The sequence below is a fragment of the Cribrihabitans pelagius genome (assembly GCF_048820915.1).
In the GTDB taxonomy this organism is placed as follows: domain Bacteria; phylum Pseudomonadota; class Alphaproteobacteria; order Rhodobacterales; family Rhodobacteraceae; genus Cribrihabitans_A; species Cribrihabitans_A pelagius.
The window spans coordinates 1-21,632 of record NZ_JBMERR010000012.1; the positions used below are offsets into that span (position 1 = coordinate 1).

20 protein-coding genes are annotated in these 21,632 nt (G+C 68.4%); 12 read left to right on the forward strand and 8 right to left on the reverse strand.

What is annotated here, in order from left to right; genetic code table 11:
* Positions 1-270: 270 nt before the first annotated feature.
* On the forward strand, positions 271-1,563 hold the full coding sequence (locus ACOHX0_RS11825; RefSeq protein WP_420676952.1) for an MFS transporter: 1,293 nt from the start codon (positions 271-273) through the stop codon (positions 1,561-1,563).
* Between the two features lie 490 nt (positions 1,564-2,053).
* Here the strand turns inward: ACOHX0_RS11825 and ACOHX0_RS11830 are convergent, their stop codons facing one another.
* The 5 genes from ACOHX0_RS11830 to ACOHX0_RS11850 all read right to left on the reverse strand — a co-directional run bounded on the left by ACOHX0_RS11830 (position 2,054) and on the right by ACOHX0_RS11850 (position 6,278).
* A complete protein-coding gene (locus ACOHX0_RS11830; protein WP_420676953.1) occupies positions 2,054-2,527 on the reverse strand; it encodes a YHS domain-containing (seleno)protein in 474 nt (157 codons plus the stop codon).
* 246 nt (positions 2,528-2,773) lie between these two features.
* Positions 2,774-3,379: a glycerol-3-phosphate 1-O-acyltransferase PlsY gene (plsY, locus tag ACOHX0_RS11835; RefSeq protein ID WP_420676954.1), complete on the reverse strand. Its 606-nt coding sequence runs from the start codon at positions 3,377-3,379 to the stop codon at positions 2,774-2,776.
* Positions 3,379-4,689 carry a dihydroorotase gene (gene pyrC / locus ACOHX0_RS11840; protein ID WP_420676955.1) on the reverse strand — a complete coding sequence of 437 codons (1,311 nt, stop codon included), beginning with the start codon at positions 4,687-4,689 and terminating at the stop codon, positions 3,379-3,381. The genes plsY and pyrC overlap by 1 nt, the downstream gene beginning before the upstream one ends.
* Before the next feature lie 65 nt (positions 4,690-4,754).
* Entirely contained in the window at positions 4,755-5,300 is a 546-nt protein-coding gene (locus tag ACOHX0_RS11845; RefSeq protein WP_420676956.1) for a hypothetical protein, read from the reverse strand.
* 15 nt (positions 5,301-5,315) lie between these two features.
* Positions 5,316-6,278, reverse strand: a complete 963-nt coding sequence (locus ACOHX0_RS11850; RefSeq protein WP_420676957.1) for an aspartate carbamoyltransferase catalytic subunit — start codon at positions 6,276-6,278, stop codon at positions 5,316-5,318.
* Between the two features lie 219 nt (positions 6,279-6,497).
* Between ACOHX0_RS11850 and ACOHX0_RS11855 the strand changes: the two genes are divergently transcribed.
* The 6 genes from ACOHX0_RS11855 (at position 6,498) to ACOHX0_RS11880 (ending at position 14,048) form a co-directional block, all read left to right on the forward strand.
* Complete coding sequence (locus ACOHX0_RS11855) at positions 6,498-7,262, forward strand: uracil-DNA glycosylase (RefSeq protein ID WP_420676958.1); 765 nt, start codon at positions 6,498-6,500, stop codon at positions 7,260-7,262.
* Positions 7,263-7,272: 10 nt separating this feature from the next.
* Positions 7,273-7,872 carry a metallophosphoesterase family protein gene (locus ACOHX0_RS11860; protein WP_420676959.1) on the forward strand — a complete coding sequence of 200 codons (600 nt, stop codon included), beginning with the start codon at positions 7,273-7,275 and terminating at the stop codon, positions 7,870-7,872.
* Positions 7,869-8,489, forward strand: a complete 621-nt coding sequence (locus tag ACOHX0_RS11865) for a LysE family translocator (RefSeq protein WP_420676960.1) — start codon at positions 7,869-7,871, stop codon at positions 8,487-8,489. The genes ACOHX0_RS11860 and ACOHX0_RS11865 overlap by 4 nt, the downstream gene beginning before the upstream one ends.
* A 6-nt stretch (positions 8,490-8,495) precedes the next feature.
* Positions 8,496-9,038, forward strand: coding sequence for a molybdenum cofactor biosynthesis protein B (gene moaB, locus ACOHX0_RS11870; protein WP_420676961.1), 543 nt, complete (start codon positions 8,496-8,498; stop codon positions 9,036-9,038).
* Positions 9,039-9,167: 129 nt separating this feature from the next.
* A complete protein-coding gene (locus ACOHX0_RS11875) occupies positions 9,168-10,622 on the forward strand; it encodes an efflux RND transporter periplasmic adaptor subunit (RefSeq protein WP_420676962.1) in 1,455 nt (484 codons plus the stop codon).
* A gap of 3 nt (positions 10,623-10,625) precedes the next feature.
* Positions 10,626-14,048, forward strand: coding sequence for an efflux RND transporter permease subunit (locus tag ACOHX0_RS11880; RefSeq protein ID WP_420676963.1), 3,423 nt, complete (start codon positions 10,626-10,628; stop codon positions 14,046-14,048).
* Here the strand turns inward: ACOHX0_RS11880 and ACOHX0_RS11885 are convergent.
* Positions 14,018-14,518 carry an NUDIX hydrolase gene (locus ACOHX0_RS11885; protein ID WP_420676964.1) on the reverse strand — a complete coding sequence of 167 codons (501 nt, stop codon included), beginning with the start codon at positions 14,516-14,518 and terminating at the stop codon, positions 14,018-14,020. The two genes, ACOHX0_RS11880 and ACOHX0_RS11885, sit on opposite strands and share 31 nt — an antisense overlap.
* Entirely contained in the window at positions 14,515-15,357 is an 843-nt protein-coding gene (locus ACOHX0_RS11890) for a protein-disulfide reductase DsbD domain-containing protein (protein ID WP_420676965.1), read from the reverse strand. The genes ACOHX0_RS11885 and ACOHX0_RS11890 overlap by 4 nt, the downstream gene beginning before the upstream one ends.
* 215 nt (positions 15,358-15,572) lie before the next feature.
* Between ACOHX0_RS11890 and ACOHX0_RS11895 the strand changes: the two genes are divergently transcribed.
* The gene (locus ACOHX0_RS11895; RefSeq protein ID WP_420676966.1) at positions 15,573-16,130 is read left to right on the forward strand and encodes a YqgE/AlgH family protein; all 558 of its coding nucleotides are present in this window, start codon (positions 15,573-15,575) and stop codon (positions 16,128-16,130) included.
* Between the two features lie 816 nt (positions 16,131-16,946).
* Here the strand turns inward: ACOHX0_RS11895 and ACOHX0_RS11900 are convergent.
* Positions 16,947-17,897 (reverse strand): L-threonylcarbamoyladenylate synthase, encoded by a 951-nt coding sequence (locus tag ACOHX0_RS11900; protein WP_420676968.1) that lies wholly within the window; start codon positions 17,895-17,897, stop codon positions 16,947-16,949.
* Between the two features lie 140 nt (positions 17,898-18,037).
* Here ACOHX0_RS11900 and ACOHX0_RS11905 point away from each other — a divergent pair, with 140 nt between their 5' ends.
* From ACOHX0_RS11905 to ACOHX0_RS11920, 4 genes are all read left to right on the forward strand, one after another.
* Positions 18,038-19,744 carry an acyl-CoA dehydrogenase gene (locus tag ACOHX0_RS11905; RefSeq protein WP_420676970.1) on the forward strand — a complete coding sequence of 569 codons (1,707 nt, stop codon included), beginning with the start codon at positions 18,038-18,040 and terminating at the stop codon, positions 19,742-19,744.
* Entirely contained in the window at positions 19,741-20,787 is a 1,047-nt protein-coding gene (locus ACOHX0_RS11910) for an MBL fold metallo-hydrolase (RefSeq protein ID WP_420676972.1), read from the forward strand. The genes ACOHX0_RS11905 and ACOHX0_RS11910 overlap by 4 nt, the downstream gene beginning before the upstream one ends.
* Positions 20,788-20,813: 26 nt before the next feature.
* Positions 20,814-21,290, forward strand: a complete 477-nt coding sequence (locus ACOHX0_RS11915) for a DUF6173 family protein (protein WP_420676974.1) — start codon at positions 20,814-20,816, stop codon at positions 21,288-21,290.
* Positions 21,291-21,483: 193 nt separating this feature from the next.
* Positions 21,484-21,618, forward strand: a complete 135-nt coding sequence (locus ACOHX0_RS11920) for an aa3-type cytochrome c oxidase subunit IV (protein ID WP_420676975.1) — start codon at positions 21,484-21,486, stop codon at positions 21,616-21,618.
* The last annotated feature ends 14 nt before the right edge of the window (positions 21,619-21,632 follow it).

Genomic DNA, 21,632 nt, shown 5'->3' on the forward strand with positions numbered 1-21,632 from the left:
CGCCAGCACCTCGCCATCTTCATCGACAACACAGATCGACACGGATTTGACGGACACGTCCAGACCAACATAATGCAACATGGTCGTTCTCCTTCACGGCTGGTTTTGCTGAGGCCGATCTTATCGGGCCTCGTTCGCCCTGGGAGAGCGGCCGCCGCAAACACACCATGTCATTCGTTGGCCTGTTCGAATTGCAGCTTTGTTGTGTGAAATAGGTTCCGGCTCACCTGAGGTATTGTACACGTCGACGGCAACGGCGATGCTGCAAAGATGGCCACCGAAATCGAGTTCTCTTTTGCAGCACTGAATGATTCAGCGCGACGGCACATTCGCGTGTTTCAGATACACCAGTTCCTTGATCGTTTTGCGATGGGACTGACAGTCGCCGTTGTTGCTCTGGCATTGACTGACCGTGGCATGGACCTCTTTCAAATCTCGCTTCTCTTCGGAGTCTACTCGCTCACGACGATGGCAATGGAGCTGCCGTTTGGCGGGCTCGCCGACAGCATTGGCCGCAAGCCGGTCTTTTTGACGGCGGTCGTCGCCAGCTTGATTTCGCTCGTGCTCTTTCTCTCGACGAGTGATTTCTATGTTCTGGCGCTTTCCTTTGCATTCATCGGTTTTGGACGCGCGCTTCGATCGGGCACGCTTGATGCGTGGTTTGTCGAAACTTTCAAGGCCACCGCGCCTAATGTGGATGTCCAGCCCGCACTGGCCAAAGCGCAATGGGCCAATGCCGTAGGGCTGGCCATTGGCGCCGTCTTGGGAGGCCTACTGCCCGATATTTTGGGCCTGGCCGCGAAAAGCCTTGGGTTCAGCATCTATGATGTGTCCTACGTGGCAAGCTTCGGTGTAATGTTGGGCGTGTTTGTTTTCACGATGTTGGCCATTGTCGAAAAACCGCGTCCGATGAACGTCACTGCTCTCATGCACGGCTTCGGTAATGTCCCAACGGTGATAAAGGACGCGAGCCTTTTGGCTCTTAAACATCCCGCTCTGTCGATACTTCTGGCGGCGTTGGCGTTCTTTCTGATGGCAACCAACCCTGTCGAGGTGATCTGGCCGACCCACGCAAAACCCATGTTAGATGAGGGTTACGCAAACACGGTCATCGGTGTCGTCACTGCGACCTATTTCTTCTCCATCGCTTTCGGCGCATCTCTGTCTCCGCACATCAGCCGGATCTTCAAGCGGCGGCACGTCATGACGCTGGCGGCGACCTTTGCTTGCTTGGCAGGCGTTCAGATCGCATTGGCATTGCAAGGCAGTATCATCGGCTTTGTGACAGTATTCGTCCTGTACTCTGTGATCCTTGGTGTCAGCGAAACGCCCGCCAGCAGCATTCTGCATCGCTGTGTGGAAGACCGTCAGCGGTCGACCATGCTATCTCTGAGATCGCTGATACAACAGTTGGGGGCCGCATTGGGCCTGGTGTTGGCCGGAACTGTCGCTGAAATTTACTCTACACCTATCGCATGGACTGTCGGTGCGGTGTTTCTTTTCACTGCAGTGTTACTGATCTTGGTGTTGGTCAGACGGCTGGCTGTAGAAGCCGACAGCTGACATTAGTGCGCGATGCAGCATAGATTAAGCTGCACCGAAGCGGTCATCGGCTCCGAACCCCGGTATCGCTCATGTGCACAACGAAATGCAAAGGGCTGGGGCGCTGCGGCGCCCCTTTGTCCTTCGGGGTCTCAGTCGCTAAAAGACTCGGCCCGGAAGGGCTTTTGCCGGCGTGGAACAAGGCCGAAGGCCGCTGCTCACCGCCGCCGCGCCCCATCGCGGCGGCGATTTGGCCAAAGCTGGCCGGTCCTTCGGAAAGGCGCACGGACTCGGCGGGGATAGACTGCCAGCCACTTCCGTCGGGATCGCCCCCGCACGTCGGCAACGCGCGGCTCTGCGCGTGCAGGCCCAGGCCGTTTTCTATCGGCGTGCAAATGCGCTTCGTGAACACTTTCTGGTCACGCTGCGGCCGGTGCGGAGACCCCAGCGCACAAGAGACCGGCGGCAGGTTGCTCCGCCGCCGGCCATTTCGCGTGCATGGTGCGCCGCCTTACTGCTGCAGCGCGGCCGGCTCCACATCGGCAATCTCGCCCCAATTGGTGTCCGCCTTCTCAATGAAGCCGGGGATGTCGCCTTCCCAGCGGTCCTGAATGTCTTCGGAGATGTTCAGGTACAATTCGCCGTCGACAATCTTCCACACGGTCGGGTCACCGTCGAACTTGAAGCCCATCGCCGCGCCAAAGGCGCAGTAGCCGCCGTATTCCGGCAGGTAGGCGTCCGGGTTCTTCTCGAACGCCGCCTTGTTCTCTTCCGAGGCAAAGCGGTAGGTGGCCTCCTCATGGGTGCTGGTGATCTGCCAGTTGCCCTTCTGCGGCGCCCCTTCGGTGAAATAGGCGACCGGGTCGTAGCCCTGAAGCGCCAGTCCGGTGGAGGAGGCGTTGAGTTCGACCCCCGCTGCCATGGCCGACGCCGCCAGCGATGCGGAAAGCGCAAGACCGCCCAGCAGTGTTTTGAAGTTTGACATAGGTCCCGTCCTTGTCTGACCGGCCCGCGCGCATGTCAAATGGGATGCGCCCGCGGCCGTGTTACACTCTCTCGTGCAGCGGTAATTGCCGGCACGGACCCGATGTGGGCGAAGTGCCGTTCACGTTCAAAGCAACTCAATTTGACTGTGCGGTGAGCGGGGCAGCCCTGTGCAGCCGCGCGCAGAATAAAAGCGCCCCGGGGCGGGGCGCTTCCAAGATGGCCGACAGGAGCAAGGGGGGGGGGGTTACTTCTGCCCGATCCGCGGCTCCGTGCCCGCGCGCAGCCGGGCGATGTTGGCGTTGTGGCGGACAAAGACGGTGACCGCCAGCACCGCCGCCAGCGCCACCACCTCCGGATAACCCAGAAGCCAGCCCCAAAGCGGCGCCGAAGCGGCCGAAACCAGCGCCCCCAGCGAGGAGATCCGGCTCAGCGCCGCCGCCGCCAGCCAGGTGAGGCAGGCGGCAATGCCCGCAGGCCACGCGAGCGCCAGCATCAGCCCCAGGAAGGTCGCCACGCCCTTGCCGCCCATGAAGCCCAGCCAGACCGGGAAGCAGTGGCCGAGGAAGGCGGCAAGCCCCGCGATCTGCGCCGCATCGCCGCCGGCCAGGGAACGGGCCAGCAGCACCGCCGCCGCGCCCTTGCCGCCATCCAGAAGCAGCGTCAGCGCCGCGGCGGCCTTGCTGCCGGTGCGCAACACGTTGGTGGTGCCGATGTTGCCCGAGCCGATCTGGCGCAGGTTGCCCAGCCCGAAGGCACGGGTGACCAGCAGGCCAAAGGGCACCGAGCCCAGAAGATAACCCGCGCCGGCCCAGAACAGCAGCAGCGCGGGGGCGGTCTCAAAAAGCGGCATCAATCTCTCCGGTAAACAGTTTCGCCCGCCACATAGGTAGCCAGCACCCGGCCCTGCATGCGCTGGCCGTCAAAGGGGGTGTTCTGCGATTTCGAGCGCAGCTTGAAGCGGTCCAGCACAAACGGCACATCCGGGTTGAACAGCACCAGATCCGCGGGCGCGCCCGCGGCAAGCCGCCCGCTTTCCAACCCCAGCCGCCTGGCCGGGTTCAGCGCCATCGCGCGGAACAGCGCGGGCAGGTCCAGATGGCCTGCATGGTAGAGCCGCAGCGCCGCGGGCAGCAGCGTCTCCAGCGCCACGGCGCCGGCCGCAGCCTCCTCGAAGGGCAGGCGCTTGCTCTCCTCGTCCTGCGGCGTGTGCATCGAGCTCAGCGTGTCGATCAGCCCGCTCTTCAGCGCGTCCACCACCGCCAGCCGGTCGTCCTCGGACCGCAAGGGCGGCTTCACCTTAAAGAAGCTGCGGTAGCCCGCCACGTCCAGCTCGTTCAGCGTCAGGTGGTGGATCGAGGTGCCCGCGGTGATATCCAGCCCGTTGGCCTTGGCGCGCTCCAGTGCCGGCAGGGCGCGCGCAGTGGTGATCTGGTCGGCGTGGTAGCGCGCGCCGGTCATCTCCAGAAGCGCGATGTCGCGGTCGAGCCCCATCCGCTCCGCCATCGGCGAGACCGCGGGCAGTCCGTAAAGGGCGGCAAGCTTGCCGCTGGTGGCCGCGGCACCCTTGCTCAGCCCCGGCTCCTGCGGATGCGCGATCACCAGCGCGCCGCAGGATTTTGCATAAGCCAGCGCCCGGCTGAACACCTTGGTGTCACTCACTACGTGATCGCAGTCGGAGAACGCCACGGCGCCTGCATCCATCAGGAAGCCGATCTCGGTCATCTCCCGCCCCGCGCGCCCCTTGGTCAGCGCCGCCATCGGCAGCACGTTAACCGGCGTGTCGGCCTGGGCGCGGCGGGTGACGAATTCCAGCGTCTCCGGGCTGTCGATCGCAGGCGATGTGTCGGGGCGGGTGACGATGGTGGTGACCCCGCCCGCCGCCGCTGCCAGACCGGCGGATTTGTAGCTTTCCTTGTGCCGCTCGCCCGGCTCGCAGACCTTGACGCCGATGTCCACGATGCCCGGCGCGAGGCACTTGCCGCGGCAGTCGACATGGGTCACGTCTTCTGACCTGATGTTTCGCGCGCGCAACATTTGGTCAGCATCGCTGTCTCTTTCACCGCGGGCGGCAATGCGGCCGTCCTGCACCAGCAGAAAGCCGGGCGCGTCGCTGCCGCTTTCGGGGTCGATCAGACGGGCGTTCAGAAAGAGGGTGGTCATTGCGGCGGGGTCCTCTCGAACTGTCCGGCTTGGTCAAATTTCCGGGCTTGGCTACTGCGCGGCATTCAGAACACCAGCGCCCAGATGAGCACCGCGATCAGCGCCATCACTATTGCGAACAGCGTGGCGCCGATGCGGCGCGCCTTTTCGCGGGCGGCGCGGGGCGGCAGGGGAGGTGCGGAATAGAGTTCGGCGCTTTCGGTGCTCAGCGGCGCCGACTCCCAGTTGGTTTGCCGCTCGCCATACGTGCCCTTGAGGGTGATGCTCTGTGCCGGCGTCAGCCGGACTTCGCGGCCGGCAAAGGCGCGGGAGCGGATCAGCAGCACGTGGCCCTCCAGCGCCTCCAGCATGGCACGGTCTTCTTCGACCTGCGTCTGCGGCACGCCGAGGCCCTCGGTCAGGTAGCCCGCAAGGCCGATGTCCTCCAGATCCTCCGCCGGAAAGATCTCGACCTGCTCCATGTCCGGTTCGATGCCGGAATTCTCCAGCCCCAGCACCTGCGCCAGCGCGCCCGGTTCCTTTAGGAAGGCAGCCTGCTCGGGGCGCATCTCCAGCGCGAACAGCCGCACCACGCCGCGCTCGCCTGCCGGGATATGGATGACCTCTGCCATTGCCCTGCCTCCGCCTCAGACCGCTTTTGCCTGGCTTGCGGCCTGCCGCTCAGTGCGCAGGTTGCGCGCCAGCAGGTCCATCGCCGCCATCCGCACCGCAACGCCCATCTCCACCTGCTCCTGGATCACCGAGCGGTTGATGTCGTCGGCGATGGTGCCGTCGATCTCTACCCCGCGGTTCATCGGACCGGGGTGCATGACGATGGCGTCGGGCTTGGCGAGCGCCAGCTTCTCGGCGTCGAGCCCGTAGCGGTAGAAATATTCGCGCTCGGACGGGATGAACCCGCCGTCCATGCGCTCCTTCTGCAGGCGCAGCATCATCACCACGTCGACGTCTTTCAGGCCCTCGCGCATGTCGTCAAAGACCTCCGCACCGAACTCGGCGAAATGGCCGGGCACCAGGGTGGGCGGGCCGATCAGGCGGATGCGGTTTTCCATCTTGCCGAGCAGGATCAGGTTGGAGCGCGCGACGCGGGAATGCGCGATGTCGCCGCAGATCGCGATGTTGAGCCGGTGCAGCCGGCCCTTGGCGCGGCGGATCGTCAGCGCATCGAGCAGGGCCTGCGTCGGGTGCTCGTGCCGCCCGTCGCCCGCGTTCAGCACCGCGCAGTTCACCTTCTGCGACAAGAGGTCCACCGCGCCGGAATGCGGATGCCGCACCACCAGGAGATCCGGGTGCATCGCGTTCAGCGTCATCGCGGTGTCGATCAGGGTCTCACCCTTTTTGATCGAGCTCGCCTGCATCGCCATGTTCATCACATCCGCGCCCAGCCGCTTGCCCGCCAGCTCGAAACTGGCCTGGGTGCGGGTGGAGTTTTCGAAGAACATGTTGATCTGGGTGAGCCCGGCCAGTGCGTCGGAATGCTTTTCCGGCCGCCGGTTGAGGTCGACGTAGCTGTCCGCCAGATCGAGGACCGCGGTGATCTCCTGCGGCTTCAGCGGCTCGATTCCCAGAAGGTGGCGGTGTTCGAAGGACATGGGGGCGGCTCCGCGTGATTTGCGGGGAGTTATAGGCGGGCCAGGCGCTTGCGGCAAGGCGCTGGGCGCGGCGGGCGCGCTGCGCCGCAGGCGGCAGGAGCGAGGGGTCGGCCCGTCGCGCTCCCCGGAGTATTTCTTACAAAGAAGAATGGCTTGATTGTGAAGGGGCGGGGTCCGAGAGGTGTTCCGCTCGGCCTGCGGGCGGGGTAGCTTGTGCGCATGGAATCGGCATTGGATTACTGGAGCGCCCGGGCGCTGTTGGAGTGGCAGGCGGAGCTGGGCGCGACCGAGGCGCTGGGCGATGCGCCGGTGGACCGCTATGCGCTGGAACAGGCCGCCCCGAAGCCGAAGCCCGGCGCGGCTCCGCCCCGGCCTGCGAAGCCCAAGCCGGTGGACCCGGCGATGGCGGCGCAGAAGGCGGCGCGGGCGGCCGCCTCGCTTGACGCCTTGCAGGCGGCGCTAGCGGGGTTTGAGCATTGCGAGCTGAAGAAGGGCGCGCGCAACCTGGTCTTTGGTGACGGCACTCCCGGCGCGCGGGTGTTGATCGTGGCGGAAGCGCCCGGGCGCGAGGAGGATCTGGAGGGCAAGCCGGTGGCGGGCCGGGCCCTGGACCTGCTGGACCGGATGCTGGCGGCCATCGGCCTCAGCCGGGCCGAGAACGTCTACCTTACCAGCGTGCTGCCCTGGCGGCCGCCGCAGAACCGCGATTTGCTGCCCGCGGAGATCGCGATGCTGACGCCCTTCCTGGAGCGTCACGTCGAGCTTGCGGCGCCGCAGGTGGTGGTGCTGATGGGCAACCTTGGCTGCCAGGCGGGGCTTGGCAAGCGCGGCATCACCCGGCTGCGCGGGCAATGGGGCAAGGCCTGGGGCAAACCTGCGCTGCCAATGCTGCCCCCCGCGGAGCTGATGGCGCAGCCGCGGTTGAAGCGGCTGGCCTGGGGCGATCTGTTGGAGCTGAAGGCGCGGCTGGGAGCCCTGACCTGAGGAGGTAGCTATGAAGATCCTTGCCTTTTCCGACCTGCATCTTTCCGCCCCGCATGCGGCGGCGATCGTGGCCGCCAGCGCGGGCGCCGACCTGGTGATCGGTGCGGGGGATTTCTGCAACATGCGGCAGGGGCTGGACCGGGCGGTGGCGATGCTGGCCGGGCTCAAGGCGCCCATGGTGGCTGTGCCCGGCAATGGCGAAAGCGCGGAGGAGCTGCGTGCTGCCGGGTTTCCGGACACCACGGTGCTGCACGGTGAAGGAACGGATTTCGAAGGGGTGCGCCTGTTCGGCCTTGGCTACGGGGTGCCGGAGACGCCGTTTGGCGGCTGGTCTTGCGATCTGGGCGAGGTGGAGGCAGCGGCGATGCTGGCGGCCTGCGATCATGCGGATATCCTGATCTCCCATTCGCCGCCCAAGGGTGTTGCCGATATGACCTCGGGCGGGGTCTCGGTCGGTTCCAAGGCGGTGCGGGCGGCGGCGGAGCGGGTGCAGCCGCAGCTTCTGCTCTGCGGCCATGTGCATGACTGCTGGGGCAGGCGCGGGCGTATCGGCGGCACCGAGGTGGTGAACCTCGGCCCCGGCATCACCTGGTTCGAGGTGGCGCCATGATCGATCCGGTCACGCTTCTGGCCTTCATCCCGGCGGCGCTGGCGCTCAACCTGACGCCGGGGGCGGACATGATGTTCTGCCTGGGCCAGGGGCTGCGCTCGGGGCGGCTGCCGGCGGTGGCGGCGAGCGCCGGGGTGGCGGCGGGCGGCATGGTGCATGTGACGCTGGCGGGGCTGGGGCTCGGCGCGGCAGTGGCCGCGATGCCGGGGCTGTTCGATGTGATCCGCTGGGCCGGCGTTGCTTACCTGCTCTACCTTGCCTGGGGGGCGCTGCGGCATGGGCCCGCCAAGGGAAAGGCGCTGGCGGTGCCTGCGCGGCGCGCCTTCCGGGCCGGGTTCTTCGTGAACCTCACCAACCCCAAGGTGATCCTGTTTGTGCTGGCCTTCGTGCCGCAGTTCGTGCGCCCCGAAGCGGGGCCGGTGCTGGCGCAGTTCCTTGTCTTTGGCGCGGTGCTGGCGCTGGGCGGTTTTGCGGTGAACGGGCTGGTCGGCGTCTTTGCGGGCCACGCCGGGCAGCGGCTCACCGGGTCGCCTGTCTTTGCGCGCTGGCTGGGCCGCGTTTCGGCCGGAATTTTTGCAGGGCTGGCGCTGCGGCTGGCCATCATGGAAAGGGCGTGACAGGAAATGTCCCGGATTGACGAGAGCCTGGAATTCATCCCGGTGCGCATCGCGGTGCTGACCGTATCCGACAGCCGCACGCTGGAGGACGACCGCTCGGGCCAGGTGCTGGCGGAGCGGATCGAAGGCGCGGGCCATGTGCTCGCCGACCGCCGCATCATCGCCGACGAGCGCGCGGAAATCGCGGCGCAGCTGCGCGCCTGGGTGGCGGATCCGGAAGTGGATGCGGTGATCTCCACCGGCGGCACCGGGCTTACCGGGCGCGACGTGACGGTGGAGGCGCACCGCGACGTCTATGAAAAGGAGATCGACGCCTTCGGGACTGTCTTCACCATCGTGTCGATGCAGAAGATCGGCACCTCGGCGGTGCAGTCGCGCGCCACTGCCGGTGTGGCGGGCGGCACCTATCTGTTTGCGCTGCCCGGCAGCCCCGGCGCCTGCAAGGATGGCTGGAATGAAATCCTGTCAAAACAGCTCGATTACCGGCACCGCCCCTGCAATTTCGTGGAAATCATGCCAAGATTGCAGGAACATTTGCGGCGGAAGTGATCCGCGCGTGCGTGTAAGCCCGTACATTCGCAGGGGCCCCGGCGGATCGCATCGCGGGCGCTGCCGCTTGCCGCAGGGCCGGGTGCCGGGAAACCGGCCCCGGGAGGGGCGCCACCGGAAGGGAGCCAGATGCGCTTTTTGCGACGCAGTGTGACAGGAGTATTCCTCGCCGCGGTGGCGGTGGGGCTGATGCTGTTTGCGGCCCGGCTGGTGTTTGACGCGATCGAGGCGCAGCTCGGCGCCGAAGACCGGGTGCCTCCCGCGCGCGAGCGGGTGTTTGCGGTCAACGTGGTGACCGCGGAGCTGGGCACGGTGGCGCCCGAGCTCACCGCCTTTGGCCGGATCGAGAGCCGCCGGACGCTGGAGCTGCGCGCGGCGGTTTCGGGCCGCATCGTCAAGCTGGCGAAGAGTTTCGAGGAAGGCGGCCGCGTCGAGGCGGGCGAGGTGCTGGTGCAGATCGACCCGGCGGATGCGCAGGCGGCGCTGGACCGGGCCGAGGCGGACATGATGGACGCCCGCGCCGAGGCGCGCGATGCGGAGCGGGCGCTGGCGCTGTTGCAGGATGAACTGCGCGCGGCAGAGGATCAGGCCGCCCTGCGCGAGCGCGCCTTTGCCCGGCAGGAGGATCTGCAGGGGCGCGGCGTCGGCACCGCCGCGGCGGTGGAAACCGCCGAACTGGCTGCCGTGCAGGCGCGTCAGGCGGTGATCTCGCGCCGGCAGGCGGTGAGCCAGGCCGAGGCGCGCGTGGATCAGGCGGCCACCCGGGTGGCGCGGGCGCGGATCGCTCTCGGCGAGGCAAAGCGCGAGCTGAAGGACACCACCCTCACCGCCGCCTTCAGCGGCACGCTGCAAGCGGTCAGCCTGGTCGAGGGGCGGCTGGTCTCGGAGAACGAGAAGCTGGCGGAGCTGGTCGATCCGGGCCTGCTGGAGGCCGCGTTCCGGGTCTCCACACTGCAATATGCGCGGCTGCTGGACGAGGACGGCCGGCTGATTCCCGCCCCGGTGCGGGTGACGCTGGATGCGGCCGGCGCGGGGCTCACCGCCACCGGGCAGCTGTTGCGGGTGAGCGGTTCAGCCGGGGACCGGCAGACCGGCCGCATGGTCTATGCCGCTCTGGACGCGGCGCCGGGGTTCAAGCCCGGGGATTTCGTCACCGTCGCGGTGACCGAGCCGGAGGTCACCGCGGTTGCGCGTCTGCCGGCTTCGGCGCTGGGCTCGGACAGCACCGTCCTGGTGGTTGATGGCGAGGGCCGGCTGGAGGCGCTGCCGGTGGAGCTGCTGCGCCGCCAGGGCGATGACGTGCTGGTGCGCGGCACCGGGCTGGCCGGGCGCGAGGTGGTGACCGGGCGCACGCCGCTTCTGGGCGCTGGCATCCGGGTGCGGGTGCTGCGCCAGGGCGCCGAGGTTCAGCTGCGCCCCGGCATGATCGAGCTCGACACTGCGCGAAGGGCGCGGCTGGTGGCGCTGGTTGAAAACACGGGCGGGCTGGAGCCTGCTGAAAAGGCGCGGATGCTGCGCCAGCTGGACGCGGCTCAGGTGCCCGCCAAGCTGGTGGCGCAGCTCGAAGCGCGGGCGGGGGGCTAGGCGATGGCGCGCGCGCTGCCGCCCCGGGCTGGCGGGCTGTTCAGCTATTTCACCCGCCACCGCACCGCGGCCAACCTGCTGCTGGTGCTGCTCCTGGTGTTGGGTGCCGCCGCGATGCCCAACATGCGGGCGCAGTTCTTTCCCGATGTGATCGTCGAAAATGTCAGCGTCAACGTCGAGTGGGAGGGTGCGGGCCCCGGGGATGTGGACAGCGGCATCGTGCAGGTGCTGGAGCCGGTGCTGCTGGCGGTCGACGGCGTGTCGGAGACTTCGGCGGTTTCGCGCGAGGGCGGGGGCTCGCTCACCCTGGAATTCGAGCCGGGCTGGGACATGTCGCGCGCCGCCGCTGACGTGCAGAGCGCGGTGGACAGTATCACGACTTTGCCCGAGGAGGCCGAGGAGCCCAAGGTGCGCCGCGGCGGCTGGCGCGACCGGGTGACCGATGTGGTGATCACAGGCCCGGTGGCGCCGCGGCAGCTGGCGCTGTTTGCCGACGAGCTGGTGGTGCGGCTATTCGAGGCGGGCGTCACCCGCACCTCTATCCGCGGCGTGGCGGCGCCGCAGACGGTGGTAGAGGTGCCCTCGGCCAGCCTAATCACCCATGACATCACGATGCGCGAGATCGCCGCCGCCATCGCCGCCGAGGCCGATGCCGACCCGGCAGGCGACATCGACAGCGCCAATGCCCGGGTGCGCACCGGCAGCGAGAAACGCGCGCCCGACGCGCTGGAACGCATCGTGCTGCGCACCGACCCCGATGGCTCGGTGCTGACGGTGGGCGATCTGGCGCAGGTGCGCGTCGAAGGCCCGGATCGCAACCGTGCCTATTTCGCGGGCGGCAACCCGGCCGTTTCCATCCGCGTGGACCGCGCAGGCCAGGGCAACGCCATCCGCCTCCAGGCCCAGGTCGAGGACGTGGTGGAGGCGCTGCAGGCGAGCCTGCCCGAAGGCGTGAGCGCCAGCCTGATCCGCACCCGGGCAGAAAGCATCACCGACCGGCTCGACCTCCTGGTCGACAATGGCCTGATGGGGCTGGGGCTGGTGCTGGCGCTGCTGTTCCTGTTTCTCAACAGCCGCATCGCCTTCTGGGTGGCGGCGGGCATCCCGGCAGCGATGTTTGCCGCGGTGGCGCTGATGTATGCGGCGGGGATCACCATCAACATGGTGAGCCTGTTCGGGCTGATCCTGACGCTTGGCATTGTGGTGGATGACGCCATCGTGGTGGGCGAGCACGCGGATTTCCGGGTCCGCCGCCTCGGCGAAAGCCCGGTGGAGGCGGCCGAGAACGCCGCCCGGCGGATGGCGATGCCGGTGTTTGCCGCCTCGCTCACCACCATTATCGCTTTTTTCGCGCTGACCCTGGTGGGCGGGCGCTTCGGGGAGCTGATCCGCGACATTCCCTTCACCGTGATTGCGGTGATGGCGGCCTCGCTGGTGGAATGCTTCCTGATCCTGCCCAACCACCTGGCCCACGCGCTGGCCCACGCCCAGGCCCGGCACTGGTACGACGTGCCCAACCGGGTGGTGAACCGCGGCTTCCGCTGGCTGCGTGATCATGCCTTCAGGCCGCTTATGGCAGGCGTGGTGCAGGCGCGCTACGCGGTGCTGGCGGGGATGCTGGTGATCCTGGCCAGCCAGCTGGCGCTGTTCATCGGCGGCGATGTCAAATGGCGCTTCTTCAACGCGCCCGAGCGCGGGTCCGTGACCGGCAATTTCGCCATGGCCGAAGGCGCCAGCCGGGCCGACACGATGGCGATGATGCGCGAGATGCAGCGCGCGGCCGAGGAGCTGGGCGCCGAATACGAGGCCCGCTTTGGCCGCAATCCCTTGAGCTTCGTGATGGCGGAAACCGGCGGCAACGCAGGCTGGGGGCTGGCGGGGGCCGAGACCAAGGATGCGGACCTTCTGGGCGGTATCTCGATCGAGCTGATCGACGCCGACCTGCGCCCCTATTCCAGTTTTGCCTTCGTGGCCGAGCTGCAGGAGCGGGTGGTGCAGCATCCGCTCGCCGAGACGGTCTCGTTCCGCGGCTGGCGCTCGGGGCCGGGGGGCGACACGCTCGACGTGCAGTTCTACGGCGCTCAGGCCGCGGTGCTGAAGGGCGCGGCGGAGGATCTGAAGTCGGCGCTGCTGCGCTTCCCCGAGGTTTCCGCGGTGCAGGACAGCCTGGCCTACGACAAGGAGGAGGTGCTGCTGGACCTCACGCCGCAGGGGCAGGCGCTGGATTTCACCATCGCCGAGCTCGGCCAGGCGCTGCGGGCGCGGCTCAACGGGATCGAGGCCGCGACCTACCCGGACGGGCCGCGCAGCGCGGCGATCCGGGTGGAGCTGCCAAAGGGCGAGCTGACCGCCGATTTCCTCGAACGGATGCTGATGCGCGCGCCGGGCGGCATCTACGTGCCGCTGGCCGATATCGTCTCGGTCAGCCAGCGCACCGGCTTTTCCACCGTGCGGCGCGAGAACGGGCTGCGGGTGATCAGCGTGACCGGCGACGTCTCCGAGGACGATCCGGCCCGCGCCGAGGCGGTGATGGAGGCGCTGAAGGCGGAGATCCTGCCGGAGATCGCCAGCAGGCGGCAGGTGGAGTGGCGGCTGGGCGGCCTTGCCGAGCAGGAGCAGACGTTCCTGCAGGAGGCGGGCACCGGGCTGATCCTCTGCCTTACCGGCATCTACCTGGTGCTGGCCTGGATCTTTGCCAGCTGGGTGCGGCCCCTGGTGGTGATGTCGGTGATTCCCTTTGGCCTCGTCGGCACCATCTGGGGGCATTACATGTGGGAGGTGCCGCTTTCCATGTTCACGGTGGTGGGGCTCTTGGGGATGACCGGCATCATCATCAACGATTCCATCGTGCTGGTCACCACCATCGATCAATATGCCGAGGACCGCGGGCTGATCCCCTCCATCATTGACGGGGCGGCGGACCGGCTGCGGCCGGTGATGCTGACCACGATGACCACGGTGCTGGGGCTGGCGCCTTTGCTGTTCGAACGCTCGCAGCAGGCGCAGTTTTTGAAGCCGACGGTGATCACACTGGTCTACGGGCTGGGCTTCGGGATGCTGCTGGTCTTGCTGCTGGTGCCCGCGCTGATGGCGATGAGCCAGGACGTGCTGCGCCCGGCGGCGGCGCTGCGGCGGGCGCTGCGCGGCGGCGGGTCAAAGGGGAGCGCGCGCACCGCAGGGGGGCTGCGCTGGCTGGTGCTGGGCACCGCGCTGGCCGAACTGGCCTGGCTCACGCTGACTCTGGGCTGGGCGATGGCCACCGGCGCGCTGAACCCGGCCCTGCGCGGGCTGGCGCCGGTAATGGCGCGGGCCGAACCGGTGACGGCGGGCTTGCTGCTGTTCCTCGCGGGCGCGCTGGTGATCGCGCTGCTGGCCTATCTGGGCGGCGGCCTCGCCTACCGCATGAGCGCGCGCCAGCGGGCCTGAGCCAGCCGCGCCACCGCCGCCACCTGGTCGAGCAGGTCGAAACCCGGTGCCTCCAGCGTGGCGACGGGCACCCAGGCAGCCTGAACCGCATCATCCTGCGGCCGCGGTGTGCCGGAGGCGTAATCGCACAGCACCGCGGCCAGCAGGTAATGGCTCTGCACCGCGCCCGCCGCGTCGCGGGTGATCACGTCGATATTGGTGAGGTACTCCAGCGGGCGGGCGGTAACCCCGGTCTCCTCATGGAGTTCGCGCGCGGCGGCCTGCATCGCGGTCTCGCCTGCCTCCACGTGACCGCCGGGAAAGCCCCACCAGCCCGCCATCGGCGCCTTGCCGCGCTGCACGAGAATCACCTCGCCGTCCTCCGGGCCGCCATCGCCGGAAGGCCGGCGGCAGACCACCGCTATGGCGCCCAGCACCGGTCGTTGTGCGGCTGCCGGGACGGCGGCGGGGGCGTTGCCTTGCGCGCTCATCCGGCGCTGCAGCCGCGGATATCCACGGAGCGGTCGCGGCCCAGCACGGTGATGCGCAGGCGGGAGCGGTCGAGTGCGGCTGCAGCGGCGCCGTCCGCAGGCAGGAACTCGGTCTCGGCCACCAGGGTGCCGCCCTCACGGCGGGAGCTGGTGCTGCCTGCGTGGAAATGCGGCGTGCCGGGCTCGATCACCGCGACCTCCTCGCCTCCGGCCGGGGGCATGGCAATGCGGGCGGTGACGCTGAGCCCATAGCGCGAGGGGCGCACCGCGCAGGCGGCATCGCGCACCCCGGCCTCGCGCGCCGAGAAGGGCCGGCTGGCAAGCGCCGCCGCGATCGCAGGGTTGCGCCCCGCGCCCGGGTCGAGCGTATGGTCGAAGGCGAGCTCGGCCGGGACGCAGACATCCTTGCACACCCCCAGCTCCATCCGCCCCCTGAGCCGCACCGGCGCGCCGGGGTGGGCGGGCGTGATCTCCACCGGCAGCACCAGCGCATCGTGATAGCCTAGTGTGCGCACGCCCGCGGTCAGGAACACTTCGGGCGCGGGCCAGGTGAAGGCGGCAGCGGCGACGTTCTGCGAGCCTTTCCAGCTGAAGGAAGGCGGGATGCCGGCCTCGCCCGGTGCGCGCCAATAGGTCTTCCAGCCCTCGGCCAGGGTGATTTTCAACGCGCTCTGATAGGTGCCGCGGGCGGTCATGCCGCCGTCCAGCACCTCGATTCGCACCAGGTCCCCCCCGGGCAGGCCTGCGGCGCGGGCGCCCGAGGCGGGCAGCAGGGAAAGGCAGACGGCCGCGACTGCGGCGGCGGCCCGGGTCAGCGCAAGGGTCAGCTTCTGTCTCATGTGTGCATTGATGCGCCGGACGGGCGGATTTGCCAAGCCGCGCCGCGGTCATCTTTCCGTGTGCGCGGGGAGGATTTGCCGGGCGGGATTTGCAGGGCCGGGCGGGGCTTCGCGGAAGATTTGACGGGCGCGCCCGGGCGGACCGCCGCCGCGGCCCTTGCGCGCGGGCCTGCCGGGCGGCATGGTGGGGGCAGGCAGCGGAGTAACGGATGCGCATGGAACTGACTGGTAAGCTCTTGATTGCAATGCCCGGGATCGGCGATCCCCGCTTTGAGCACGCGGTGATTTTCCTGTGCTCGCAGGGCGAGGACGGCGCGATGGGGCTGATCGTCAACAAACCCGCGGCCGGTGTGGCGCTGGGCGAGCTGCTGGAGCAGCTGGATATCGGCGGAGAGGACAGCCCGGCGGCGGCGCTGCCGGTGCGTTTTGGCGGGCCGGTGGAGACCCAGCGCGGGTTTGTGCTGCATTCGGATGACTATGTCTCCGACGTGAGCTCGCTGAAGGTGGCGCCGGGATTCTCGATGACCGCGACGCTGGACATTCTCGAAGACATTGCCCGCGGCGCCGGGCCGGAGCAGCTTCTGGTGCTGCTGGGGTATGCCGGCTGGGGGCCGGATCAGCTGGAGTCGGAGATCGCGATGAACGGCTGGCTGACCACGGATGCGAGCCCTGAGCTGGTGTTCGGCACCGAAGATGACGCGAAATGGGGCGCTGCGCTGAAGACGCTGGGCGTCGATCCGCTCACCCTTTCGGCCAGCGCCGGGCATGCCTGAGCCGCCGGGCCGGGAGCAGGACAGCAGCAACCATTGTGTGACACGGCAGCGGGGGAGCGCTCCCGCCAGGTGTGCGGCCATCAGAAATGGCCTGCACCTGTTGGGCCGGGCGCCGCGCTGACGCGCGGCGGTGTGGTGGCCGGCAAGACCATTTCCCGGGAGGCTAGCGGACCCGGCAGAGGATTGCGGAGGTCTCTGGGCTGGAGCCTGTGCCCGCTGTTGTGCCCGTGGTCTTCCCCGTGCTCCCGGCGGTGCTAGTGCCTGTCCAGGATGAGCTGACAGCATCGTCCGGGCCCGAACCGCCGCTGGCCCTCGGGGGCCTGTCCGGCGGTTGCCGGCGCGGGCCAGATTGGGCCCGGGAAAGATGAGGCGCCGGGTCTGCAGGCGCACCTGAAGTTCTGGACGTGCGGCTTCCCGAAAGGGCAGCCGGTGACTGCAAACAGGGCGCCGGGGAAGGGCGGGCAGTGCAGAAGCGGCTGACCCGCTGAAGACGGGCTCCCAGGGCACCGCTTGCGAAGGGCAAGGCGCCGGCTTCTGTCCCGGCGGTGGCGCGGCAGGGGCGGCAGGGGCGGACCGCCAAAGCTCCGGCCCAAGCCCCTAACCTGAATGGACAGGCCTTTGCCCGGACGGCTGCCGCGGCGGGTTTGGCCCGGCACTTCCGGTCCGCTGCCGGCCCCCGTTGCGCCGCAGGCGCCGCCGCGCGGCGGCGCGGCGCCCGGCCCAACGCTTTGCGGCCTGCCTCTGGCAGGCGGGAAAGGGGCGGGAGCGTTTCCGTTTGCAGCGGGGCGGCCGGGCTGCGGGCGCGCGGCAGCCTGTTCAATCCCGCGGGGCGGCGGCGCGGCGGAGGCGGTCGTTGATGGCGGCCCCGAGGCCGTGCCCGGGCACCGGGGCGACTGCGATCGGCAGGCCCATGGCGTCGAGCCGGTGCAGGTGGCCGAAGAGATTGGCCGCCGCCTCGGCCAGGTCGCCGGTTTCCGAGAGGTTGAGGTCGCAGGGCCCCGCCCCGAAGCCGAGGAACAGTTCGCCATCCGCGGGGCCTGCCGCATCGAGCCGCACCGGTGCGGCGGGGGCGTAGTGCGACAGCAGCTGGCCGGGGGCGGTCAGCGGGTCTTGGATGTCGCGCCGCACCAAATTGCGGCCCAGCACGGCTTCCACGTCTTCGGCTGCGAGGCCGCCGGGGCGCAGCAGCATGGGCTCCGGGCCTGCCAGACCGATGATGGTGGATTCGACCCCGACACCGCAGGCGCCGTCGTCGAGAACCGCGGCGATGCGCCCGCCGAGCCCGGCCTCGACATGCGCGGCCGTGGTCGGGCTGATCCGCCCGGAAGGGTTGGCCGAAGGCGCCGCCACCGGCCCGTCCAGCGCAGAGAGCAGCGCCTGCGCCGCCGGATGCGCGGGCACACGGACGCCGAGCGTCGAAAGCCCCGCCGTCACCAGCGGCGAGATCCCGTGGCCTTCCCGCAGGGGCAGCACCAGCGTCAGCGGGCCGGGCCAGAAGGCTGCGGCGAGCGTCTCGGCTGCCTCGCTCCACTCCACGTAGCGCCGCGCGGCCTCGGCCGAGTGCACATGCGCGATCAGCGGGTTGAAGCTGGGCCGGCCCTTGGCCTCGTAGATTGCGGCCACCGCGCTGCCCTGGCGCGCATCGGCGCCGAGGCCGTAGACCGTCTCGGTCGGGAAGGAGACCAGCTCACCGGCCTGCAGAAGCGTGGTGGCGCGGGCAATACCCTCTGCCGTGGCGGCAAGAATTTCGGTGTTTTTCTGGGTCATGCGGGTGACGCGGCGTTTTGGTTGATTGCACGGGGCGCCCGATTAGGTAATCGGACAAGCCATCGACCATACCGGTCCCGGCCCGGGATGCCAAGCGTCCGGGCCGCACGACCGCCTATCAGGACGCCAAGAGAACACCCATGACTTTCCGTGCCCCCGTTTCCGAATATGAGTTCCTGCTGAAACATGTGATCGGCTACAGCGCGGTTGCGGCGACCGAGCGCTTTGGCGAGGCCTCGCCCGACATGGCCGAAGCCATCCTGAACGAGGCCGGCCGCATGTGCGGCGAGGTTTTGGCGCCGCTGCAGCGCGGCGGCGATCTGCACCCGGCGCATCTGGAGAACGGCGTGGTGCGCACCTCGCCTGGCTTCGGGGACGGCTGGAAGGCCATCGCCGAAGGCGGCTGGATCGGCATGAGCGCGCCGCAGGAGCATGGCGGCATGGGGCTGCCGATGACGGTGACCACCGCGGTGAACGAGATGATGGCGGCGGCCTGCCTGTCGCTGCAACTGGCGCCCTTGATGACCCAGGGCCAGATCGAGGCGCTGGAGCACCACGCGTCGGATGCGCTGAAGGAATTGTATCTGCCCAAGCTGATCTCGGGCGAGTGGTCCGGCACCATGAACCTTACCGAGCCGCAGGCGGGCTCGGACGTGGGCGCACTCAGCTCCAAGGCGGAGCCCAATGGCGACGGCACCTACGCGGTCACGGGCCAGAAGATCTTCATCTCCTGGGGGGACAACGACTTCTGCGGGAACGTCTGCCACCTGGTGCTGGCGCGGCTGCCGGAAGGCGTGCCGGGGACCAAGGGCATCTCGCTGTTCCTGGTGCCCAAGTACCTCCCCGATGAAAACGGCAACCCCGGCAAGGCCAACAGCCTCAAGGTGGTGAGTCTGGAGCACAAGATGGGCCTGCACGGTTCGCCCACCTGCGTGATGCAATATGACGGCGCGACCGGCTGGCTGGTCGGCGAGCCGCATGGCGGCATGGCGGCGATGTTCACGATGATGAACAACGCGCGTCTGGGCGTCGGCGGGCAGGGTGTCGGCGCGGGCGAAGGCGCCTATCAGCAGGCGCTGGGGTATGCGCTGGAGCGCAAGCAGGGCAAGACGCCCTCGGGCACCATCGCCGACCATGCCGACGTGCGCCGGATGCTGATGGAGATGAAGGCGGAGCTGTTTGCCGCCCGCGCCATCATGCTGGCCTGCGCCCAGGCGATCGACATGGCCTCGGCCACGGGTGAGGCGGAGTGGAAGACCCGCGCTGCTTTCCTGACCCCGATTGCCAAGGCCTTCGGCACCGACACCGGCATCCGCGTCGCCGAGACCGGGGTGCAGGTGCATGGCGGCATGGGCTTCATCGAGGAATCGGGTGCTGCGCAGTATTACCGCGACGTGCGGGTGACCGCGATCTACGAGGGCACCAACGGTATCCAGGCGATGGACCTGGTGGCGCGCAAGATGATGGACGGCGGCGAGATGGCGAACCGGCTGATCGACGAGATCGAGGAGCAGGCCGAGCGCGCGCGCCCCACCCATCCGAACATGGCGGAAGCGGTCTGGCAGGCCTGCGAATCCCTGCGCGAGGCGACCGAATGGCTGACCGCGCAGAGCGACATGCAGAACCGCTTTGCCGGTGCCGTGCCCTACCTGCGTGCCTTTGCCCGGGTGCTGGGCGGCCATTTCCACCTCGCCGCGGCGCTGGCCGATCAGGGCGGGCCGCGTGAGAAGCTCGCGCGCTTCTACATCAAGCGCATCCTGCCGGAGCACGCCGCGCTGCTCGCCCATGCGCAGGAAGGCGCCGAGGGCACCATGGCGCTGAGCCTTGATGAGCTGGCCACCGGATGACGTCGGTTCCCGAGGTCTCGCTGCATACGCCCTGGCAGGAACCGCCTGCCCCGGGCGAGGCGATCGAGGTGGCGGAGGGCGTGCTCTGGATGCGCCAGCCGCTGCCGATGAAGTTGGACCACGTGAACATCTACGCGCTGGATGACGGCGGCGGCTGGACCGTCATCGACACCGGTTTCAACACCCGCAAGAGCCGCGCGATCTGGGAAGACCTTATGGCGGGGCCCCTGCGGGGCAAGCCGGTGACCCGTGTCGTCGCCACCCATCACCACCCGGACCACATTGGCCTTGCAGGCTGGTTTCAGAGCGCGCACGGCGCCGAGCTGGTCACCACCCGCACCGCCTGGCTGTTTGCCCGGATGCTGACGCTCGACGTGCAGGAGAGCTGGCCCGAGGAGACCCTGGCCTATTACCGCAGCGCCGGCATGGACCCGGAGATCTACGCAAAGCGCGTGGCGGAGCGGCCGTTCAACTTTGCCGACACCGTCTACCCGATGCCGCTGGGCTTCACCCGGGTCCAGCAGGGCGATGTGATCCGCATGGGCGGGCGCGACTGGGACGTGCACATGGGCAACGGCCACGCGCCGGAACATGCGACCTTCTGGAGCCGGGACGACCACCTGGTGCTGACCGGCGACCAGATCCTCTCCTCGATCAGCCCCAACATCGGCGTCTACGCAACCGAGCCGATGGCCGACCCGTTGGGCGAATGGCTGGAGGCCTGCGAGCGGCTCTCGGCCCTGGCGCGGCCCGAGCATCTGGCGCTCGGCGGCCACAAGCTGCCGTTCACCCGGCTGCCCTTGCGGATGCGGCAGCTGATCGGCAACCACCACGGCGCGCTGGAGCGGCTGATGGAGCACCTGGGCGAGCCGCGCACCGCGGCCGAGTGTTTCGCGCCGCTGTTCAAGCGCCGCATCGGCGAAGGCGAATACGGTCTTGCGCTGGTGGAGGCGGTTGCCCATGTAAATCATCTGTACCACACCGGTCAGGCCGCGCGCTGGCAGCGCGGGGACGGGGCCTGGCTTTATCAGCGCAAGGGGTGAGGCCGCGCCCCGCAGGAGGGGAAGCTATGGAAGACGGAAAGCAACGGGCCCAGCCCGGCGACGAGATCGCAACCACCGCCGAAATCGCGGAGGCCGCGGTGCTGCCTTGCGTGCACGAGGTGCATGCCGACCCCGACGCCTGCGCCGCCCTGACCAAGGTGCCGGAGAAACTTCAGCAGGAGGCGAAGCACAAGAGCCCGGCGCGCTGGGCCTACGAGCGGCTGGTGCTCTATATCCAGAACTTCGAACAGCAGCTGGACGGTGAACACGAGGTGGCGATGGGCTTTGCCAGCGGCGGCACCGGGGTGATGCGGATTGAGGGTCTGGGCTATTTCGATCCCGATATCATCACATTCTACAGCGGCGGGGACGGTGCGCGCAGCCAGCTGGTACAGCATGTGAGCCAGCTGAACGTGCTGCTTCGTTCGGTTCCCAAGGCACAGAAGGAAGCGCCGCCGCGGCGTATCGGCTTCCGCCTCGCCAAGGACCTGACGGCGGAGTGAGCCCGGCGGGCAGCCGCGATTCGCTCTGCATTCCGGTGCCGCGGCGGCAGGCCCGTTGCTGGCCCGTCATTACCCCGTAACGATGGCGTCACGGGTTCGGGAAATCTGCCGGATGCGCCCGAATGACGTGGTGACAGGGGGCGGCAAATCCAGTAAGCAGCGGCAAAATTCGATACGCATGAGGAAATACCAGATGGCTGAACACCAGCATGGCTCCATGGACAGCAGCGTTCAGGAAAAGACCTATGCCAGCTTCATCACCTTCCTGACCCGCGGCTCCATCGCGCTGATCGTGGTGGTGCTGCTCCTGGCGATTTTCGCCGCCTGAGCGGCGCGGCCTGA

Excerpts from the sequence above, each read along its gene's own strand:
- ACOHX0_RS11845 (WP_420676956.1), bottom strand. The coding sequence starts at position 5,300 with ATGGCAGAGGTCATCCATATCCCGGCAGGCGAGCGCGGCGTGGTGCGG.
- ACOHX0_RS11905 (WP_420676970.1), top strand. The coding sequence starts at position 18,038 with ATGACTTTCCGTGCCCCCGTTTCCGAATATGAGTTCCTGCTGAAACAT.
- ACOHX0_RS11885 (WP_420676964.1), bottom strand. The coding sequence starts at position 14,518 with ATGAGCGCGCAAGGCAACGCCCCCGCCGCCGTCCCGGCAGCCGCACAA.
- ACOHX0_RS11865 (WP_420676960.1), top strand. The coding sequence starts at position 7,869 with ATGATCGATCCGGTCACGCTTCTGGCCTTCATCCCGGCGGCGCTGGCG.
- ACOHX0_RS11825 (WP_420676952.1), top strand. The coding sequence starts at position 271 with ATGGCCACCGAAATCGAGTTCTCTTTTGCAGCACTGAATGATTCAGCG.
- ACOHX0_RS11855 (WP_420676958.1), top strand. The coding sequence starts at position 6,498 with ATGGAATCGGCATTGGATTACTGGAGCGCCCGGGCGCTGTTGGAGTGG.
- pyrC (WP_420676955.1), bottom strand. The coding sequence starts at position 4,689 with ATGACCACCCTCTTTCTGAACGCCCGTCTGATCGACCCCGAAAGCGGC.
- ACOHX0_RS11910 (WP_420676972.1), top strand. The coding sequence starts at position 19,741 with ATGACGTCGGTTCCCGAGGTCTCGCTGCATACGCCCTGGCAGGAACCG.
- ACOHX0_RS11895 (WP_420676966.1), top strand. The coding sequence starts at position 15,573 with ATGGAACTGACTGGTAAGCTCTTGATTGCAATGCCCGGGATCGGCGAT.
- ACOHX0_RS11875 (WP_420676962.1), top strand. The coding sequence starts at position 9,168 with ATGCGCTTTTTGCGACGCAGTGTGACAGGAGTATTCCTCGCCGCGGTG.
- ACOHX0_RS11860 (WP_420676959.1), top strand. The coding sequence starts at position 7,273 with ATGAAGATCCTTGCCTTTTCCGACCTGCATCTTTCCGCCCCGCATGCG.
- ACOHX0_RS11830 (WP_420676953.1), bottom strand. The coding sequence starts at position 2,527 with ATGTCAAACTTCAAAACACTGCTGGGCGGTCTTGCGCTTTCCGCATCG.
- moaB (WP_420676961.1), top strand. The coding sequence starts at position 8,496 with ATGTCCCGGATTGACGAGAGCCTGGAATTCATCCCGGTGCGCATCGCG.
- ACOHX0_RS11915 (WP_420676974.1), top strand. The coding sequence starts at position 20,814 with ATGGAAGACGGAAAGCAACGGGCCCAGCCCGGCGACGAGATCGCAACC.
- ACOHX0_RS11850 (WP_420676957.1), bottom strand. The coding sequence starts at position 6,278 with ATGTCCTTCGAACACCGCCACCTTCTGGGAATCGAGCCGCTGAAGCCG.
- ACOHX0_RS11880 (WP_420676963.1), top strand. The coding sequence starts at position 10,626 with ATGGCGCGCGCGCTGCCGCCCCGGGCTGGCGGGCTGTTCAGCTATTTC.
- ACOHX0_RS11890 (WP_420676965.1), bottom strand. The coding sequence starts at position 15,357 with ATGAGACAGAAGCTGACCCTTGCGCTGACCCGGGCCGCCGCCGCAGTC.
- plsY (WP_420676954.1), bottom strand. The coding sequence starts at position 3,379 with ATGCCGCTTTTTGAGACCGCCCCCGCGCTGCTGCTGTTCTGGGCCGGC.
- ACOHX0_RS11900 (WP_420676968.1), bottom strand. The coding sequence starts at position 17,897 with ATGACCCAGAAAAACACCGAAATTCTTGCCGCCACGGCAGAGGGTATT.
- ACOHX0_RS11920 (WP_420676975.1), top strand. The coding sequence starts at position 21,484 with ATGGCTGAACACCAGCATGGCTCCATGGACAGCAGCGTTCAGGAAAAG.